Raw genomic sequence first — 18,310 nt, forward strand, 5'->3', positions numbered from 1 at the left:
AGCCGGTGGGTTACGCGTTCACTGCCTGGCGCGCCGCATACACGCGCTCCTTGAACGGCGCGAGGCCGATGCGGTCGTACGTGTCGACGAAGCGCTCGCCGTCGATGCGCGCCTCGACAAACGTGTCGATCAGCTTCGCGATGACGCCCGGCACTTCTTCCGCCGAGAACGACGGCCCGATCACGCGGCCGAGGCGCGCGCCGTTCCGGCCCGTGCCCTGCTCGCCGCCGAGCGACACCTGGTACCACTCGGCGCCGTCCTTGTCGACGCCGAGGATACCGATGTTGCCGACGTGGTGGTGGCCGCACGAGTTCATGCAACCGGAAATGTTCAGCGACAGGTCGCCGAGGTCGTGCACATAGTCGAGATCGTCGAAACGCTGCTGGATCGCCAGCGCGATCGGGATCGACTTCGCGTTCGCGAGCGAGCAGAAATCGCCGCCCGGGCACGCGATGACGTCGGTCAGGAGGCCGATGTTCGGCGTCGCGAAACCGGCCGCCTTCGCCTTTTCCCACAACGCGAACAGGTCGCGCTTCTTCACGTTCGCGAGAATCAGGTTCTGCTCGTGCGACACGCGCAGCTCGCCGAACGAGTAGGCGTCGGCCCAGTCGGCCACCAGTTCCATCTGCGCGTCGGTCGCGTCTCCCGGCGCCACGCGGTGATCCTTCAGCGACAGCGTGACGGCCGCATAACCGGCCACCTTGTGCGGCGCGACGTTACGCTCGACCCAGCGCGCGAACGCCTTGTTCTCGAGCAGGTGCTGCTCGAACGATGCGTCGGTGTCGGCCAGCTTCTCGTAGACGGGCGGCGCGAAATACTGCGACACGCGGTCGAGCTCGGCCTGCGTGAGCGTCGACGGGCCGTCCTTCAGGTGCTGCCACTCTTCCTCGACCTGTTGCGCGAACTTCGCGGGCGACAGCGCCTTCACGAGGATCTTGATGCGCGCCTTGTACAGGTTGTCGCGCCGGCCGTAACGGTTGTATACGCGCAGCAAGGCTTCGCAGTAGGTCAGCAGGTGCTGCCACGGCAGATCTTCCTTGATCACCGCGCCGATGATCGGCGTACGGCCGAGACCGCCGCCCGCGAGGATGCTCGCGACCACCTCGCCCTGCGCGTTCTTCTTCAGGTACACGCCGAGGTCGTGGATCTGCACGGCCGCGCGGTCGTCCTTCGAGCCCGACACCGCGATCTTGAACTTGCGCGGCAGCCATGCGAATTCGGGATGGAACGTCGACCACTGGCGCAGGATCTCGGCCCACGGGCGCGGATCGATCTCCTCGTCCTGCGCGACGCCGGCGAACTGGTCGGCCGTGATGTTGCGGATGCAGTTGCCCGACGTCTGGATGCCGTGCATCTGCACCGACGCGAGCTTCGCGAGGATCTCGGGCGTGTCTTCCAGCTCGATCCAGTTGAACTGGATGTTCGAGCGGGTCGAGAAGTGACCGTAGCCGCGGTCGTGTTCGCGGGCGATGCGCGCCAGCATCCGGAGCTGGTCGCTGCGCAGGTTGCCGTACGGAATCGCGATGCGGTGCATGTACGCGTGACGCTGCATGTACAGGCCGTTCTGCAGGCGCAGCGGACGGAATTCTTCCTCGCTCAACTCGCCCGACAGCCGGCGGCGCACCTGATCGCGGTACTGCGCGACACGCTCGTCGACGATCGTCTGGTCGTATTGGTCGTACTGATACATTCGGGGACCCCAGGGTTTTCGTGGTGACCGCGCGACGTCCTAGCCACGTCGCGCCCGAATCTCCGTTCCGCCGTCATCGCCCCCATCCGCTACCGGGTGGATTGCTAATGACGAAAACAGATATCCATATTTGAAAAACTCGGGTGAATCGTAATAAACTCGCCTTATATTTCAAACGACTAAAAAATTCTGTTGATATGCGGAAGGGTTATAAATGAACCTGCACCAATTTCGCTTCGTGCGCGAGGCCGTCCGGCAGAATTTCAACCTCACCGAGGCCGCGAAGGCGCTCTACACGTCCCAACCGGGGGTATCCAAGGCGATCATCGAGCTCGAGGACGAGCTCGGCGTGGAGATCTTCACGCGGCACGGCAAGCGCGTGCGCTCGCTCACCGAGCCGGGCAGGATCATCCTCGCGTCGGTCGAGCGGATCCTCCAGGAGGTTGAAAGCCTTAAAAGGGTCGGGAAGGATTATGCCGCACAGGACCAGGGCAACCTGACCATCGCCGCGACCCACACGCAGGCCCGCTACTCGCTGCCGGCCGCGATCGCCGAATTCAAGAAACGCTTCCCGAAGGTGCACCTGTCGATCCTGCAAGGCAGCCCGACGCAGGTGGCCGAGATGGTGATCCACGACCAGGCCGATCTCGCGATCGCGACCGAGGCGATCTCCGACTACAAGGAGCTCGTGTCGCTGCCCTGCTTCCAGTGGCACCATGCGGCCGTCGTGCCGGCCGACCATCCGCTGCTCGAACGCAAGCCGCCGACGCTCGACGATCTCGCGCAGTACCCGCTGATCACCTATGACGACGCGTTCGCGGGCCGCAAGAAGATCAATCACGCGTTCGCGTTGCGCGGGCTGTCGCCGGACATCGTGCTGGAGGCGATCGACGCCGACGTGATCAAGACCTACGTCGAACTCGGCCTCGGCGTCGGCATCATGGCCGACATCGCGTTCAACCCGGAGCGCGACCGCAACCTGCGGCTGATTCCGGTTGGCCACCTGTTCGGCAGCAACGTGACGCGTGTCGCGCTCAAGCAGGGCGCCTACCTGCGCAGCTATGTGTATACGCTCGTCGAACTGCTGTCGCCGACCCTGAACCGCAAGCTGATCGAGCAGGCACTCAAGGGCGAATCCGAATCGTACGAGCTTTGACCGGCGTGTATAAACAGCGGGGCGCATATCGCGCCCCTTTTTGCTGCCCGACGGAGATTCCCGCATGACGCTTCCCGCCCTGTTGCGCCGCGCCGCCGGCGCCGCCCTCGTCCTGGCCTGCGCGGCCGCGCATGCCGACCTGAAGGTCGGCGTCGACCTGTCGTCGACCGGCCCGGCCGCCGCGATCGGCATCACCAGCAAGAACGCGATCCTGATGTGGCCGAAGACGATCGCCGGCCAGCCGGTGCAGGTGACGGTGCTCGACGACGCATCCGATCCGGGCGCCGCGGTGCGCAACATCCGCAAGCTGGTCGACGAGGATCACGTCGACGTCGTGGTCGGGCCGAACATCACGCCGGCCGCGCTCGCGGCGCTCGACGCGGTCGCGGCCGCGCAGACGCCGATGATCACGCTGGTCGGCTCCGGCGCGATCGTCGAGCCGCAGGAAGGCGCGCGCACTTGGGCGTTCAAGATGGCCCAAGGCGACCGGGCGATGGCCGACGTGATGACGCGCTACATGGCGAACCATGGCGTGAAGACGGTCGGCTTCATCGGCTTCGCGGACAGCTACGGCGACAGCTGGCTGAACGAGTTCACGCGCTTCGCCGATCTCCGCAAGATCCGCGTCGTCGCGACCGAGCGCTTCAACCGCACCGACGCGAGCGTCACCGGCCAGGCGCTGAAGCTGATCGCGGCGAAACCCGACGCGATCCTGATCGCGGGCTCGGGCACGCCGGCCGTGCTGCCGCAGCGCACGCTGATCGAGCGCGGCTACAAGGGCCCGATTTACCAGACGCACGGGATCGCGACGCCGGAATTCATCAAGCTCGGCGGCAAGGACGTCGACGGCACGCTGTTCCCGACCCAGCCGGTGGTCGTCGCGCGCACGCTGCCGGCCGACCATCCGGCCCGCAAGGCCGCGCTCGCGTTCGTCGACGCGTACGAGGCGAAGTACGGCGCCGGCACGGTCACGCAGTTCGCGGGCGACGCGGCGGGCGTCTACCCGCGCCTCACCGACGCGGTCGGCCGCGCGCTGAAGGCGGCGCAACCCGGCACGCCCGCGTTCCGCGCCGCGCTGCGGCACGAGCTCGAACGCGCGCACGAGCTCGTCGTGCCGAACGGCGTCGTCAACACGAGCGACAAGGATCACGTGGGGCTCGATCAGCGCGCGAGCGTGATGGGGATCGTGAAGCAAGGCCGGTTCGTCTACCTGAGCCAGTGACTGGCGCCCGGATGCCGGGGTGGCTTGCCCAGCATCCGGATTTCCGCCATAATCCGCGTTTCGCCGCGCACTCGCCTGCGCGGCCACGAACAAGCCCAGGTGGTGAAATTGGTAGACGCAGGGGACTCAAAATCCCCCGCCGCAAGGCGTGCCGGTTCGATTCCGGCCCTGGGCACCAGTCTTTCGCAGCGTCATGCGCTGCGCACTCGAAACCCGCGCAAGCTCGCCGCTTCGCGGGTTTTTTGTTTTTGTCCGCATGCGATGCGCGCCGCAACGCGCCCCCGCCCCCGGCAGTCCAAGCATCAGGGAACGCGGCACGGAGGCAAGCCATGTCCAAGCGTGTGATTTCACGCCCGACCCGCGTCGGCGTGCTCGTCGCCCTGCTGTCGATCATGCTGGGCGGATGCAACCTGCTTCGCGAACCGCCGGTGCCCGACTGGCCGGGGCCGCATGCGCCCTACCCGTTCCCGGACGATATTCCGCATCGCACCGAATGAACCGATGGCGTCCTGCCGCCCGACGTGCTCAGGCCATCAATTCGCGGACGAAATCGAGAAACACCCGCACTTTCGCGGCGACCAGGTTCGACGCATGGTGATACGCATAAAGCGGGAACGTCTCGTCCGCCCATTCCGGCAGCAACTGGACCAATCGCCCTTCGGCAAGGACGTCGCGCGCATAGAGTTCGAGCAGTTGCGCGATGCCGACGCCGCCCAGGCACGCGCCGAGCAGCCCGCCGGTATCGTTCACCGTCAGCCGGCCGGCGGCGTCGACCGGCACGACTTCCTTGCCTCGATGAAATTCCCATTCGTACGGTCGCCCCGTCACCGGATCGCGGATCAGCACGCACTGGTGACCGTCCGCGAGATCGCGAGGGTGCCGCGGTTCGCCATGCCGCGCGACGTATGCGGCCGACGCGCAGGTCAACACGCGCGTCTCGAGCAGCAGTCGCGCACGATATGACGACGGCTCCGGGATGCCGAAGCGCACTGCCACATCGAAGCCGTCGGCGACGAGGTCGCCCATTCGGTCCCGCGCGCTGATCTCGACCTCGAGGTCGGGAAAGCGGTCGAGGAATGCCGCCATCCGCGGCGCGAGCACGTAGTGGCCGAACGTGCCGTCCACGTTCACGCGCAGCCGCCCCTTCACGCGCGCCTTCGACTGGCCGGCGTCGAGCGCCGCCTCCTCGATGCCGGCCAGCAGCGGCGCGACCGCCTCGTAAAAGCGTCGCCCTTCGTCGGTCAACGTGATCGCGCGTGCCGTCCGGTTGAAGATCCGGATGCCGACCCGTTCTTCCAGCCGGGCGACCGCACGACTCACCGCCGGTTGCGTCAGCCCCATCGCCTCGCCCGCCCGCGCGAAGGTGCCGGCCTCGATCACCGCGGAGAGCACGCCGATACCGCTGAGCAGCCTGCTGTCGAATCTCATCAGACATACTTTTAGTCATTTATTGACTGATCATTATTCATTATTTTTATTGATCGAGGAAGCCTACAGTCAATCCTGTCGCCGGATCGAACGGCATTCCACCCTCATCAGGAGCAGGACATGAGCACATCGGAACAGGTCGCCCTCGTCACGGGTTCGTCGCGTGGCATCGGTGCTGAAATCGCCCGCGCACTCGCGCGAGACGGCTTCCGGGTCGTCGTCAACTATGCCGGCAGCGCCGGGCCGGCCCGCGAAGTGGTCGACGCGATCGTCGCCGACGGTGGCCAGGCCATCGCGGTGCAGGCGAACGTCGCCGACCCGGCGGCCGTGGCCGCACTGTTCGACGCCGCCCGCGAGGTATTCGGCGGCCTCGACGTGGTGGTCAATTCCGCGGGCGTGATGAAGCTGGCGGCGATCGCCGACTGCGACGACGCGCTCTTCGACGAAACGATGGCCATCAACGTGAAAGGCACGTTCAACGTATGCCGCGAAGCGGCAAGACGCGTGCGCGACGGTGGCTCCATCATCAACCTGTCGACCAGCGTGATCGGCATGCGCATGCCGACTTACGGCGTGTACGTCGCCAGCAAGGCGGCGGTCGAAAGCCTCACGCAGGTGCTCGCGCAGGAAATGCGCGGGCGCGGCATCCGTGTGAATGCCGTCGCGCCGGGGCCGGTGGCGACCGAACTGTTCCTGCAGGGCAAGAGCCCCGAACTGGTCGATCGGCTCGCGAAGCTGAACCCGCTCGAGCGGCTCGGCCAGCCTGACGACATCGCGCGCGTCGTCGCGTTCCTCGCCGGCCCGGAGGGCGCGTGGATCAACGGCCAGATCCTGCGCGCCAACGGCGGCATGTGCTGACGAACCGCTCGGAGCCGCCTCATCTTTCCGCCAGGAGATCGACCATGAAGCAAGTTGTCCTCGTCACCGGTGCGTCCAGCGGCTTCGGCCTGCTCAGCGCGTCAATCGCGCTCGCAGAACCGCAGGATCGCGTCCGCGACGGCCGCCGGCGCCTCGCGCTGCGGAAAGTGTCCGACCGAGTCCAGGATCTGCCGCTCGTAGCGGCCGGCGAAGAACCGTTCGCGCCCGGCTGAGCTGTCCGGATGGTTGCAGGTGTCCGCGCCGCCGTGCAACACGAGGGCCGGCAGCGACAGCACGGGCGCCGGGTTCAGCCGCGCATCGTCGTCGGCATAAGCCGGCGTGCCCGGCGCGAAGCCCCAGCGATGCCGGTACGAATGCAGCACGACGTCGATCCAGTCGGGACCGTCGAACGCGGCCGCCGCCGCCTCGAAATCGCCGTCGCGATACCAGCCGGCCGGCGACCACGTGTCCCACATCAGGCGGGCAAACGCGCGGCGATCGTCGCGCAGCGCCTGCTCGCCGCGCGGCGTCGCCATGAACCAGTGATACCAGTAGTTGCGCGCCTGCTGCAGCGACAGCGGCTGGCGTGGATCGTTGGTGCCGTACCCGACCGACAGCATCACCAGATGCGACGCGGCGCCGTCGCGCAGCCCGCACGCGTTCGCGACCGCGCGTGCGCCCCAGTCGTGCCCGACCAGCACGGGCCGCGCGACGCCGAGGGCATCGACGAATTCGAGCAGGTCGCGCCCGAGCGCCGCGAGCTGGCCGCTGCGCGGCACGGATGCGTCGCGAAAGCGCGTCGGCGCGAAGCCGCGCAGCGCGGGTGCCAGCACGCGGTAGCCGCGCACGGCAAGCGTCTCGGCCACCGCGGCCCAGCCGACGGGACTGTCCGGCCAGCCGTGCAGCAGCACGGCCACGCGCTCGCCGCGCGGGTTCCATTCGAGATAGGCAATATCGAGCGACGCGGTCGTCGCATGCGCATAGGTCGTCATCGTGTACTCCGTTGGGCCTGCCTGAGCGCACGATGGTAGGCCGGCATTTCATCACGATTCACGGAGTATCATGATTCATTCATTGAATTTTACGTTGAATCGACCGATGGAACCGCTGACCGATCCTGCATCGACCGCGCTCGACATCACGCTGCTGCGTACCTTCCTCGAAGTCGTCGACAGCCGCGGGTTCGCACCGGCCGCCGACCGCCTCGCGCTCACTCCGTCGGCCGTCAGCGGCCACATCAAGCGGCTCGAACAGGCGGCCGGCACCGTGCTGCTGGCGCGCACGACGCGGCGCGTCGCGCTCACGCCGGCCGGCGACACGCTGTACGCCTACGCGCGCAACATCGTCGACATGGAGCGCGAAGTGCGCGCCCGGCTGCGCGGCGCGCCGGCGCACGGGCCGCTGCGCATCGGCGCGTCGGAGGACTTTGCCGGGGCGTGGCTGCCGCAGGTGCTGCGCGCGTTCCGCGACCGCTACCCGCGCACGTCGATCGAGCTGAAGGTCGGGATCACCGCGTCGCTGCTGCGCGAACAGACGCTCGGCCGGCTCGACGTCGTATTCGGCAAGCAGTGCCGGCAGGTCGATACACCGGGCGAACTGCTGTGGGAAGAACCGCTCGTGTGGGCCTACGCGTCGGATCGCGCGCTCGACGCGGACGGCGAAGTGCCGCTCGCGCTGTTTCCGCAGCCGTGCGTCTATCGGGAAGCGGCCGTCGCGGCGCTCGCCGCCGCGCTGCGGCCGTTCCGCGTACGGTTCGAGAGCAGCAGCATGGCCGGCTGCGTGTCGGCCGCGCTCGCCGGCTTCGCGGTCACCGCGCTTGCACGTAGCCAGCTGCGCGACGGCCTGCGCGAATGCGGGCCGCGGGACGGGCTGCCCGCGCTGCCGGCCGCGCGCTTCTATGCGTTTGCCGCGAAGCCCGACGGCCCAGGCGCGGCATTGATCGACGCGGTGCGGGATGCCGGGCGCGACAGGCGATTCACGGCACCGGACGGCTGAAACATGCGCGACGGCGGCCGCGCCACCCGGCTGCCGTCAGTCGCCTTCCGTGCCCGGCCCCACCGCCGTCCCCGTCAGCGCATCCGTCATCAACTCGCCGAACCACTCGACGAACGCATTGAGCCGGCGCGACCGATGCCGGCGATGCGGATACACGGCCGACACGTCCATCGGCGCGGCGCGGTGGCCGGGCATCACGTCGACGAGCGCGCCGTTTTCCAGCAGATGCTCGACGTCGAACCGCGGAATCTGGATCAGCCCCATGCCGGCAATGCAGCCGGCGATGTAGGTTTCCGCATTGTTGACGATCACGCGGCTCGGCAGCGTCAGCATGTGCGTCTGCCCGTCGACGCAGTACTCCCATCCGAGCTCGCGCCCCGTCGTCGGCGACGCATAACCGATCGCCCAGTGCCCGTGCGCGAGCGCATCCGGATGCTCGGGCACGCCGCATTCGCGCAGGTAGTCGGGACTCGCGCAGTTGATCAGCGTGAACTGCCCGAGCGGCCGCACGACGAGGCTGCTGTCCGCGAGCCGCCCGACGCGGATCGCGCAGTCGACGCCCTCCTGCACGAGGTCGATCGAGCGGTCGGTCGAGCCGAGCGACAGTTGCAGCTTCGGGTAGCGGCGGAACAGCGACGGCAGCGCGGGCGCCACGACGCGGCGCGCGATCCGGCTCGGCACGTCGACGTTCAGCCGTCCGACGACGTCGCGGTCGCGGCGGCGGAACAGGCGGTCGAGTTCGTCGGCCTCCGCGAGCAGGCGCCGGCCGCGCTCGAGCAGCAGCGCGCCGTCGGCGGTGAGCTGCACCTGGCGCGTCGTGCGATGCAGGAGGCGCGTGCCGAGCCCCGTCTCGAGCTGCTGGACGGCCGCCGACACGGTTGCGCGCGGCACGTCGAGCGCGTGCGCGGCCTTGATGAAGCTGCCCATTTCGGCAACCTGCAGGAAGATTCTGACCTGATCCAGCTTGTCCATCGGCGGGGGAACGTAGGTTCGGACGGCGGTCGCCGCCAGCCGCCGCCCATCGCGGCACGGTCCGGCGGCACAACGAAAACGGGCGCGCGGCCTCGCGGCTGCACGCCCGTTCATTGTCCACGCAAACGCGCCATTGCGGTGCGCCGCGCGGCGCGTGAGCGGCCCGGTTACTTCGTCGTGTACCCGCCGTTGATCAGGATCGTCTGGCCCGTGATCCACCAGCCGTCGGTGACGAGATGGCGGATGAACGGCACGACGTCCTCGATGTCGGTCAGGCCGGTCTTGCTGAACGGCGACAGCGCGGCCGCCGTCTTGTGATACGCGACCGCGTCGGCGCCCTCGGCCGGATAGAAGAACGGCGTATCCATCGGGCCCGGCCCGACGGCCGTCACCGAGATCCCGCGGGCGCCGTATTCCTTCGACGCCGCGCGCGTGAAGTGCTCGACCGGCGCCTTCGACCCTTCGTACGCCGCATAGAACGGCGTGAACGCGCCGAGCAGCGACGTCACGAGCGTGACGAGCTTGCCGTGATCCTCGAGATGCCGCCCGGCTTCCTTGATGAAGAAGAACGCGGACTTGCTGTTGACCGCGAACATCTCGTCGTACTCGGCCTCGCTGATCTCGGTGAACGGCTTCTTCAGCACCTTGCCGACCGTGTTGATCGCGATGTCGATCTTGCCGAAGCGCTGCTTCGCGTCGTCGAACAGCTTCTCGACCGCGGCGGCCGTCGTCAGGTCGCCCTGGAACGTCGCGGCTTCCGCGCCGGCCGCGCGCACGGCGGCGGCCGTTTCCTCGGCCTGGGCCTGCGACGCCGCGCTGTTGTAGTGAATCGCCACCGCCTTCGCGCCGTGGCCGGCCAGATCCCGGGCGATCAGGCCGCCGAGATTCTTCGCGCCGCCTGCGATCAGGACGACCTTGTCTGCGAGCGTATGAGTTGCCACGGTTGACTCCTTTTTCGTTGAGCGAAGCTAGGAGTGTAGGCACGCGCCACGCGCGGGTCAGCCGGTCGCGGCTGGATGGATTATCCAGAAAACCGATCCAATCCGGACGCAAATCCGTGGTCTGCCGTACCGACGGCGGCACCGGATCATGCTTGCGAAGGCCGGCGCTTCAGCGCGCGTAAAGCGCCGCGTCGATCTTGCCGAGCAGCCACTGCATGCCGGCCAGATGCTGCTGGTCGTGGCTGCACAGGTAGTGGACGAGCCCGCGCACGGTCAACGGACCGTAGCCTTCGAACTCGCCGGTGCGCTCGAACTGCTCGGGCGTGAGGCGCGACAGCAGCTCCAACGTTTCGCGTCGCGCGTCGCGGATCGCCGCGAGCACGTCCGACGCGTACGCATCGGTGTAGCGGCGCTCGATCGCGAGCGCGTCGCCGTCGAGCGACACGAGCAGCGGCCGGTCTTCGTCGAGCATCCGCCGCAACCGCACCTGATAGCCGTCGATCTCGATGTCGCGCACGTGGCAGAGCTGCCCGAGCGGCGAGAAATGCTCGCTCGGAATCCCGGCCCAGTCGTCGGGTGTCCAGCGCGCATAGCCGTCGGGCACGGCCGCGAAATGCGCTTCGAGTTGACGGGGGAAATCGGCGAGTGCATCGAGCGTCGTCGGATTCATGCGGAAAACTCCCTGTCGGATAAGGGCGACGACAACCCTGGCACGGGCCTGCCGCCGCCGTTGCGTCACTTCACGCTGAAGCCGTACGCGCCCTGCGTGCGGTGCCCGTCGGTCGCGACGGCCACCCATTTCACCGTATAGGCACCGGCGCCGACTGCCGCGAGCGGCACCGTCATCCGCTTGCGGTTCGACGCGTCGATGCGCGCACGGCCGTCCGACACCGTCTTGCCGCCGCCGTCGACGACGACGATCGAGCTGAATGCCGGCTCCAGCGGCTCGGTGAAGTCGATCGTGACGGCAGCCGGCGCGGTGGCCACCGCCGCGCCCGCCGCCGGATCGCTCTTCGCGAGATGCGCGTGCGCGAAAGCAGCCGACGAGACGGTGGCGGCAACGATGACGGCGGCCGCCTGGCGACCGAACGGGAATGAATCGAAACGCATGGACTTTCCGTGAAGCATGAACGGGTGCCGCACCCCGCGCGGCGTTCCGGCAGCTTACCAGCGCAGGCGCGCTCATGCCGGTCATCCGCCGCCGCTTGATAGAATGCGCGCGCTATGGATCTCGAAAGCATTCTCTACACCCAGGGCTTCGGCTCGCGCCGCCAGTGCCGCGGCCTGATCGAAGCGGGCCGCGTCGCCGTCGCGGGCATGGCCGCGACCGATCCGGACGCCACCTTCGATACCGACGGCCTCGTATTCGAGGTCGACGATACGGCGTGGCCGTTCCACGAACGCGCGTATCTCGCGCTCAACAAGCCGGCCGGCTACGAATGCTCGCGCGATCCGCAGCACCACGCGAGCGTGTTCAGCCTGCTGCCCGCGCCGCTCGTCGCGCGCGGCGTGCAGTGCGTCGGCCGCCTCGACCAGGACACGACCGGCCTGCTGCTGCTGTCCGACGACGGCCAGTTCGTGCATGCGTACACGTCGCCGAAGCGCAAGGTGCCGAAGACCTACGTCGCGACCGTGCGCCACCCGCTCGACGACGCGCAGTTGAACGCGCTGCGCGGCGGCGTGCAGCTGCACGGCGAGCCGAAGCCGATCGCGGCCGTCGCCGCCGACGCGCGCGACACGCACGCGCTCGCGCTGACCGTCCTCGAAGGCAAATACCACCAGGTCAAGCGCATGGTGGCGGCGGCGAGCAATCGCGTCGAATTGCTGCACCGCGAAAGCATCGGCGGCTTCACGCTGCCGGACGATCTCGCGCCGGGCGCGTGGCGGTGGCTCGACGACGCCGACCTTGCAGCGCTGCGCAATCCCGTCAAAACCCTGTAAGGGAAAATCCGCACGACCGTTCGGTGCCCGGCCGCGTCTGGGCCGCAGGTTCCCCCGCTATACTGAAATCACAAGCTGCACGAGCAGCGATGCAGGGGAGACATCATGAACCTCAACCATTCTTTCGAACTGTCGTCGGTGATGATCGCGTTCGCGGTCATCGGTGTCATCGTGATCGGCGGCCTGCTGGCCATGATGCACATGAAGCACAAATATCATCCGAACCTGATTGGCGCGCTGATCGGGGCGCTGCTGTGCTTCCTGCTGATCGAGGCGTTACCGGCGCTGACCTGAGGCGCTGCCCGGCGCGAGCGTTTGAAGGAAATCGTCTACGGTCGGATAGCGCAACGTCACGCACAATTCGGCCTTGAGCCGTGCGTTGGACAGGCGTCGCGACTCCCGCATGAACGACAGCAGCGTCGGTTCGAGCTGGCGTTCGGCGTCCGCGCGGCTGACGCGCGGCGGCCTCGGCAGGCCGAGCACCCGCGCGACCCGGTCGAAATACTCCCCCATCCGCAGTTCGCTGTCGTCCGACGCGTGCACGGCGCGCGCCGGCCTGCCGCGCTCGGCCGCGCGGCGCAGGATCGCCGCGAGATCATCCGCGTGGATGTGGTTCGTGTAGACGTCGTCGGCCGGCTCGAGCGCCGGCGTGCCGCGCTCGAGCCGCGCGACCGGCAGGCGGTTCGCCGCGTAGATGCCGGGAATGCGCACGATGCGCGCGGACAGCACGCCGCGCACCGTCGCCGCACGCAGTTGCCGCTCGGCCGACACGCGTCGGAACGCGCGCGGATTCGCGGGGCGCAACGGCTGCGTTTCGTCGATGCGCGCGCCGCCGCAGTCGCCGTATACGCCCGTCGTGCTCGCGTAGACGAGCCTCGGCGCGCGAAGGCCGTCGGGTACAATACGCGCTCCCCGAACGGGTGCGCCGGCCTGCCGTGCAGCGGTGCGCAGCGTTCGGAGCCGGCCGACCGCCGGTGCCGGCGGGGTCGCTGGCCGACGCGCGGGCATGGACGTTGCGGCGATCAGCGCACGCGTGCGCCGGTCGTCACGGCCGTCGGCCTGCGGCGGTGCGAGATGCAGGATCGTGCGAGCGAGACCCGCGAGGCGGCCGAGCGTCGCCCGGCGATCGAGGTCGCCGACGATCGGCGTCGCGCCCGCGGCCCGCAGTTCGTCGCGGCGGGCCGGGTGGCTCGTCAGCGCCAAGATCCGCAGGTTGCGGCGCGTGTCGCGCCATTGCGCGACGCAGCGCATGCCGACGTCGCCGCAGCCGACGATCAGTGCGCGCGGCCGGCGCAGGATTCGTGTCGCGATCATGTTGGTTGCGAAATCAGTAGCGGCCGTTGCGCGACGCGCAACGGTCTTGCATTGTAGCTGCCGTGCGCGACATGCACGGTCCCCCCATTTTGTTCTAGTTTGGTTCTATGGCATTCAACGTCACTCTCAAGCAAAGCGGCCGGCAATTCCAGGTCGAGTCGGACGAAACCGTGCTGGCTGCCGCGCTGCGCCAGAACGTCCATCTGCCGTACGGCTGCAAGAACGGCGCATGCGGCTCCTGCAAGGGCCAGATCGTGTCGGGCCAGATCGAACAGGGCCCGCACGCCGCGTCGGCGCTATCCAACGACGAACGCACGCGCGGCCTCGCGCTGCTGTGCTGCTCGAAGGCCCAGTGCGATCTCGAAATCGACGTGCGTGAAATCGCCGGCGTCGACGGCGTGCAGGTCAAGAAGCTGCCGTGCCGGATCGCCGCGCTCGAACGCAAGGCCGACGACGTGATGGTCGTGAAGCTGCAGCTGCCCGCCAACGAGCGCCTACAGTACCTCGCGGGCCAGTACGTCGAGTTCATCCTGAAGGACGGCTCGCGCCGCAGCTACTCGATGGCGAACGCGCCGCACGAGGAAGGCCCGATCGAGCTGCACATCCGCCACATGCCGGGCGGCAAGTTCACCGACCACGTGTTCGGCGCGATGAAGGAGCGCGACATCCTGCGCTTCGAAGGCCCGCTCGGCACGTTCTTCCTGCGCGAGGACTCCGACAAGCCGATCGTGCTGCTCGCGTCGGGCACGGGCTTCGCGCCGATCAAGGCGATCATCGAGCATGTGAAGCACTCGGGCATCACGCGCCCGATGACGCTCTACTGGGGTGCCCGCCGCAAGAAGGACATCTACCTCGACGAACTCGCCGAGCAGTGGGCACGCGAGATCCCGAACTTCAAGTACGTGCCGGTGCTCTCCGAGCCGGACGCCGGCGATCAATGGACCGGCCGCACGGGCTTCGTCCATCGCGCGGTGATCGAGGACCTGCCCGATCTGTCGGGCTACCAGGTGTATGCGTGCGGAGCGCCGGTCATGGTCGAATCCGCGCAGCGCGACTTCACGCAGCACCACGCGCTGCCGGCCGACGAGTTCTACGCGGACTCGTTCACGAGCGCCGCCGACCTCGCGCATCCGGTCTGAGCGGCGGGCCCGCCCGCGTCCCGCGCCGCACGCCGCGATGTCACATTCGCGGCATCGCGGCGGTTTACAGTGAGGCGCGGGATGCCTTATGCTTGCGCACATGAACTGCTTCCTGTCCACCCTTCGACGTCGCCGCTCGCCGCTCCGCCCGGATGCCGCCGGCTCGTCACGGACTCGCGCGTAACCCACACCGCTTCACCGGTTACGCACAAGCTGTTCGAACCCACCAGCCACGGCCTTCCGTGGCTTTTTTATTGCCCGTTTCCCTTTCAACGTCCGCTGGAGTCTGCTGCCATGCCCCTGAACGATTTTCCGATCGACTCGCTGATGTACATCACGAACCGCCCCGACATCGTATTTACCCACGGCAAGGGTTCGTGGCTCTACGATCACACGGGCAAGCGCTATCTGGACTTCATCCAGGGCTGGGCCGTCAACAGCCTCGGCCACTGCAACGACGGTGTCGTCGAAGCGCTGAAGACGCAGGCCGAAAAACTGCTGAACCCGTCGCCGGCGTTCTACAACGAACCGATGGCGAAGCTCGCGGGCCTGCTCACGCAGCACAGCGTGTTCGACAAGGTGTTCTTCACGAACAGCGGCGCGGAAGCGAACGAAGGCGCGATCAAGCTCGCGCGCAAGTGGGGCCGCAAGTTCCGCAACGGCGCGTACGAGATCATCACGTTCGACCACAGCTTCCACGGCCGCACGCTCGCGACGATGTCGGCGAGCGGCAAGCCCGGCTGGGACACGATCTACGCGCCGCAGGTGCCGGGTTTCCCGAAGGCCGAGCTGAACAACATCAACTCGGTCGAGAAGCTGATCACCGACAAGACCGTCGCCGTGATGCTCGAACCGATCCAGGGCGAAGGCGGCGTGATTCCGGCGACGCGCGAATTCATGCAGGCGCTGCGTGCGCTGACGAAGCAGCACAACCTGCTGCTGATCGTCGACGAAGTGCAAAGCGGCTGCGGCCGTGCGGGCACGCTGTTCGCGTACGAACTCGCCGGCATCGAACCGGACATCATGACGCTCGGCAAGGGCATCGGCAGCGGCGTGCCGCTCGCGGCGCTGCTGTCGAAGGCCGATGTCGCGGTGTTCGAGGCCGGCGACCAGGGCGGCACCTACAACGGCAACCCGCTGATGACGGCGGCCGGCTACTCGGTGATCTCGCAGCTCGTCGCGCCCGGCTTCCTCGAAGGCGTGCGCGCCCGCGGCGAATACCTGAAGCGCAAGCTGCTCGAGCTGTCGGAGGAGCGCGGCTTCGAAGGCGAACGCGGCGAAGGCCTGCTGCGCGCACTGCTGCTCGGCAAGGACATCGGCCCGCAGATCGTCGAAAAGGCGCGCGACATGCAGCCCGACGGCCTGCTGCTGAACGCCGCGCGGCCGAACCTGCTGCGCTTCATGCCCGCCCTGAACGTGACGACCGACGAAATCGACCAGATGATGGCGATGCTGCGGTCGATCCTCGACACGCTCTAAGGAGACCGCCGCGATGGATGCCGCCGCCGATGCTGTCGCAATCCGCCCGTTCGACCGCGCCGATACCGATGCCGTGCTCGCGGTATGGCGCGACGCGTTCCCGCAATACGACGAAGCCGATGCGCCGCCGCACCGCGATCCGCTGCGATCGATCGCGCTGAAGCTCGCGACGCAGCCGGAGCTGTTCTTCGTCGCGACCAGCGGCGCGCGCGTCGTCGGCACGCTGATGGCGGGTTTCGACGGACATCGCGGCTGGCTCTACTCGTTCGGCGTCGCGAACGACGTGCGCCGGCTCGGCGTCGGCCGCGCGCTGATCGCCCATGCGGAACGCGCGCTCGCCGCGCGCGGCTGCCTGAAGATCAACCTGCAGGTACTGCCCGGCAACGACGACGCGTGCCGCTTCTATGCGGCGCTCGGTTATCGCGTCGAGGAGCGCATCTCGTTCGGCAAGACGCTGCCGGCGGCGTGATGCCGGCGGCAGCGGCCCCTCTCAGCGCGTGATCGGCCCCGCGCCCGGCAGCGGATTGCCGAGCGCGTCGGTCGGCACGGCCTGCTGCTCGAACGCCGCGAAATACGCGGCCCACTGCGACGCGCTCACGCGCACGATCAGTGCGCCGTCCTGCCACACGTCGTTGTGGTCGTTATGGTCGTCGCCCGCGCGATGCAGATAGTTCGAGCCCGTCGAGCCCTGGTTCATGTGCGTGTCGTGAATGCCGTTGCCTTCCTTATAGGTACGGCCGAACACGACGACGTCGAGGCCCTGTGACTGCGCGGCGTTCACGAGCCGCAGCAGCGACGGAATCGGCTCCGGATTCTCGGTGCCGTCCATCACCGCACTCGCGCGCCACGCACCCGTCTCGTTCAGGATGTCGCTGCGCAGGTAGTCCAGTGCCGGCAGCGCGGCCTGCCCCGTGAGGTCGGTGTAGCCTTCGGCCGCGGCCGCGAGCGTCTCGGTGACGGGATGGTGGAAATCGTAGACGAGCTTGTAGTTCAACAGGTCGTCCGCATCGCTGGTGCCGACGTTGATCGCGACATCCCAGTCGCCCGACGGCAGCGCCAGCGTCAGGTGGATGTGATACTGGATCTCGCTGCCGTGCGGCGAGCCCTTCAGCTTCGCCACCGATGTCACCTTCGCCTTCACGAAACCGTAGTCCAGACTCATGCGTGCTCTCCGTGTTCGGATGGACCGTCGATGCTACGCGGCCCGTGTGTCGGTTTGCGGGCGACCGGCTGCGGGCGACCGATTGCAGGCGACTGATTGCAGGCGACCGGCTGCGCTCCATCATGCCCGCGCCGCATGCGCACCGCACCCGTCGAATGGCGTCGCGTCCGCGCACACAGTTCGGCACGAATCGCACAACACGAAAAAAAGGCTGTCACGGCATCCCGTGACAGCCTTTCGACAGCCCTGGCACAACGCACGCGGCATCTGCCGCCGCGCGTCACCGGGCCTGCGCCTTCTCTCGCTTACTCGCCCAGATACGCGGCGCGCACCTTCGGATCGTCGAGCATCTGCTTCGCGTCGCCTTCCATCGTGACCGTGCCCGAATCCATCACGTAGCCGCGGTCGGCCGCCTGCAGCGCGAGGCGCGCGTTCTGCTCGACGAGCAGCACCGTGATGCCCTCCTTCGAGATCTCGCGCACCACTTCGAAGATCTTCTCGACCATGATCGGCGACAGACCCATCGACGGCTCGTCGAGCAGCAGCAGCTTCGGCTTGCTCAGGATCGCGCGCGACATCGCCAGCATCTGCTGCTCGCCGCCCGACAGCGTGCCCGCGAGCTGCGACGCACGCTCCTTCAGCCGCGGGAAGAAACCGAACATCCGGTCGACGTCCTTCTTGATCTGCTCGGTGTCGTTGCGCAGGTACGCGCCCATCTGCATGTTCTCGATGATCGACATCCGCGCGAAGATCCCGCGGCCTTCCGGCACCATCGCGAGGCCGCGCTTGAGCAGCTCGTGCGGCGGAATGCCCTTGATCGACTTGCCGTCGTACTCGATGTCGCCCGCCGAGTACGGCTTGAGACCCGTGATCGCCTTCATCGTCGTGGTCTTGCCCGCGCCGTTCGCGCCGATCAGCGTCACGAGCTCGCCCTGACGGACTTCCATGTCAACGCCCTTGACGGCCTGGATGCCGCCGTAGTTGACCTGCAAGCCCTTGATTTTCAACATTGC

The 18,310-nt window shown here is 67.7% G+C and carries 20 protein-coding genes and 1 tRNA gene; 11 read left to right on the top strand and 10 right to left on the bottom strand.

Going from position 1 to position 18,310, the window contains the following annotated elements:
• Positions 1-10: 10 nt before the first annotated feature.
• Positions 11-1,690, bottom strand: coding sequence for a nitrite/sulfite reductase (locus tag AC0KUR_RS31035; RefSeq protein ID WP_473376836.1), 1,680 nt, complete (start codon positions 1,688-1,690; stop codon positions 11-13).
• Between the two features lie 214 nt (positions 1,691-1,904).
• On the opposite strand from AC0KUR_RS31035, the gene AC0KUR_RS31040 reads away from it, so the two are divergent.
• The 4 genes from AC0KUR_RS31040 (at position 1,905) to AC0KUR_RS31055 (ending at position 4,565) form a co-directional block, all read left to right on the top strand.
• Positions 1,905-2,846 carry a CysB family HTH-type transcriptional regulator gene (locus tag AC0KUR_RS31040; RefSeq protein ID WP_034186287.1) on the top strand — a complete coding sequence of 314 codons (942 nt, stop codon included), beginning with the start codon at positions 1,905-1,907 and terminating at the stop codon, positions 2,844-2,846.
• 64 nt (positions 2,847-2,910) lie between these two features.
• Entirely contained in the window at positions 2,911-4,068 is a 1,158-nt protein-coding gene (locus tag AC0KUR_RS31045) for an ABC transporter substrate-binding protein (protein WP_473376837.1), read from the top strand.
• Between the two features lie 93 nt (positions 4,069-4,161).
• Positions 4,162-4,246 (top strand) — tRNA-Leu (locus tag AC0KUR_RS31050).
• A gap of 151 nt (positions 4,247-4,397) precedes the next feature.
• Positions 4,398-4,565, top strand: coding sequence for a hypothetical protein (locus AC0KUR_RS31055; RefSeq protein WP_167361874.1), 168 nt, complete (start codon positions 4,398-4,400; stop codon positions 4,563-4,565).
• A gap of 28 nt (positions 4,566-4,593) precedes the next feature.
• Here the strand turns inward: AC0KUR_RS31055 and AC0KUR_RS31060 are convergent, their stop codons facing one another.
• Positions 4,594-5,496: a LysR family transcriptional regulator gene (locus AC0KUR_RS31060; protein WP_049036359.1), complete on the bottom strand. Its 903-nt coding sequence runs from the start codon at positions 5,494-5,496 to the stop codon at positions 4,594-4,596.
• A 120-nt stretch (positions 5,497-5,616) separates the two neighbouring features.
• On the opposite strand from AC0KUR_RS31060, the gene AC0KUR_RS31065 reads away from it, so the two are divergent.
• Positions 5,617-6,354: an SDR family oxidoreductase gene (locus AC0KUR_RS31065; RefSeq protein WP_175027668.1), complete on the top strand. Its 738-nt coding sequence runs from the start codon at positions 5,617-5,619 to the stop codon at positions 6,352-6,354.
• A gap of 101 nt (positions 6,355-6,455) precedes the next feature.
• Here AC0KUR_RS31065 and AC0KUR_RS31070 read toward each other — a convergent pair whose 3' ends face one another.
• Positions 6,456-7,346 (bottom strand): alpha/beta fold hydrolase, encoded by an 891-nt coding sequence (locus tag AC0KUR_RS31070; RefSeq protein WP_473376838.1) that lies wholly within the window; start codon positions 7,344-7,346, stop codon positions 6,456-6,458.
• Positions 7,347-7,452: 106 nt separating this feature from the next.
• Here AC0KUR_RS31070 and AC0KUR_RS31075 point away from each other — a divergent pair, with 106 nt between their 5' ends.
• Positions 7,453-8,349 (top strand): LysR family transcriptional regulator, encoded by an 897-nt coding sequence (locus AC0KUR_RS31075; protein WP_473376839.1) that lies wholly within the window; start codon positions 7,453-7,455, stop codon positions 8,347-8,349.
• Positions 8,350-8,385: 36 nt separating this feature from the next.
• Here the strand turns inward: AC0KUR_RS31075 and AC0KUR_RS31080 are convergent, their stop codons facing one another.
• The 4 genes from AC0KUR_RS31080 to copC form a co-directional block, all read right to left on the bottom strand.
• Complete coding sequence (locus tag AC0KUR_RS31080) at positions 8,386-9,321, bottom strand: LysR family transcriptional regulator (protein ID WP_200088286.1); 936 nt, start codon at positions 9,319-9,321, stop codon at positions 8,386-8,388.
• A gap of 167 nt (positions 9,322-9,488) precedes the next feature.
• Positions 9,489-10,262 (bottom strand): SDR family oxidoreductase, encoded by a 774-nt coding sequence (locus tag AC0KUR_RS31085; RefSeq protein ID WP_034186294.1) that lies wholly within the window; start codon positions 10,260-10,262, stop codon positions 9,489-9,491.
• 169 nt (positions 10,263-10,431) lie between these two features.
• Entirely contained in the window at positions 10,432-10,932 is a 501-nt protein-coding gene (locus tag AC0KUR_RS31090; RefSeq protein ID WP_034186295.1) for a DinB family protein, read from the bottom strand.
• Between the two features lie 65 nt (positions 10,933-10,997).
• On the bottom strand, positions 10,998-11,372 hold the full coding sequence (gene copC, locus AC0KUR_RS31095) for a copper homeostasis periplasmic binding protein CopC (RefSeq protein ID WP_034186296.1): 375 nt from the start codon (positions 11,370-11,372) through the stop codon (positions 10,998-11,000).
• A gap of 114 nt (positions 11,373-11,486) precedes the next feature.
• On the opposite strand from copC, the gene AC0KUR_RS31100 reads away from it, so the two are divergent.
• Positions 11,487-12,203: a pseudouridine synthase gene (locus AC0KUR_RS31100; protein ID WP_473376840.1), complete on the top strand. Its 717-nt coding sequence runs from the start codon at positions 11,487-11,489 to the stop codon at positions 12,201-12,203.
• A gap of 105 nt (positions 12,204-12,308) precedes the next feature.
• Positions 12,309-12,497: a hypothetical protein gene (locus AC0KUR_RS31105; RefSeq protein WP_034186298.1), complete on the top strand. Its 189-nt coding sequence runs from the start codon at positions 12,309-12,311 to the stop codon at positions 12,495-12,497.
• Here AC0KUR_RS31105 and AC0KUR_RS31110 read toward each other — a convergent pair.
• Positions 12,480-13,517, bottom strand: a complete 1,038-nt coding sequence (locus AC0KUR_RS31110) for an NAD-dependent epimerase/dehydratase family protein (RefSeq protein WP_059560326.1) — start codon at positions 13,515-13,517, stop codon at positions 12,480-12,482. The two genes, AC0KUR_RS31105 and AC0KUR_RS31110, sit on opposite strands and share 18 nt — an antisense overlap.
• Before the next feature lie 107 nt (positions 13,518-13,624).
• Between AC0KUR_RS31110 and AC0KUR_RS31115 the strand changes: the two genes are divergently transcribed.
• From AC0KUR_RS31115 to AC0KUR_RS31125, 3 genes are all read left to right on the top strand, one after another.
• The gene (locus tag AC0KUR_RS31115) at positions 13,625-14,656 is read left to right on the top strand and encodes a CDP-6-deoxy-delta-3,4-glucoseen reductase (RefSeq protein ID WP_034186300.1); all 1,032 of its coding nucleotides are present in this window, start codon (positions 13,625-13,627) and stop codon (positions 14,654-14,656) included.
• Between the two features lie 294 nt (positions 14,657-14,950).
• Positions 14,951-16,135 (top strand): acetylornithine transaminase, encoded by a 1,185-nt coding sequence (locus tag AC0KUR_RS31120; RefSeq protein ID WP_034186301.1) that lies wholly within the window; start codon positions 14,951-14,953, stop codon positions 16,133-16,135.
• A 13-nt stretch (positions 16,136-16,148) separates the two neighbouring features.
• Positions 16,149-16,604 (top strand): GNAT family acetyltransferase, encoded by a 456-nt coding sequence (locus AC0KUR_RS31125; RefSeq protein ID WP_034186302.1) that lies wholly within the window; start codon positions 16,149-16,151, stop codon positions 16,602-16,604.
• Positions 16,605-16,625: 21 nt separating this feature from the next.
• Here AC0KUR_RS31125 and AC0KUR_RS31130 read toward each other — a convergent pair whose 3' ends face one another.
• Together AC0KUR_RS31130 and AC0KUR_RS31135 are read right to left on the bottom strand one after the other, a co-directional pair.
• On the bottom strand, positions 16,626-17,297 hold the full coding sequence (locus AC0KUR_RS31130) for a DUF2278 family protein (RefSeq protein WP_034186303.1): 672 nt from the start codon (positions 17,295-17,297) through the stop codon (positions 16,626-16,628).
• A 305-nt stretch (positions 17,298-17,602) separates the two neighbouring features.
• Positions 17,603-18,310, bottom strand: a 708-nt coding sequence (locus tag AC0KUR_RS31135; RefSeq protein ID WP_473376841.1) for an ABC transporter ATP-binding protein, incomplete at its 5' end; no start/stop codon positions are given.

The sequence above is a fragment of the Burkholderia sp. YHN3-13 genome, assembly GCF_055810675.1.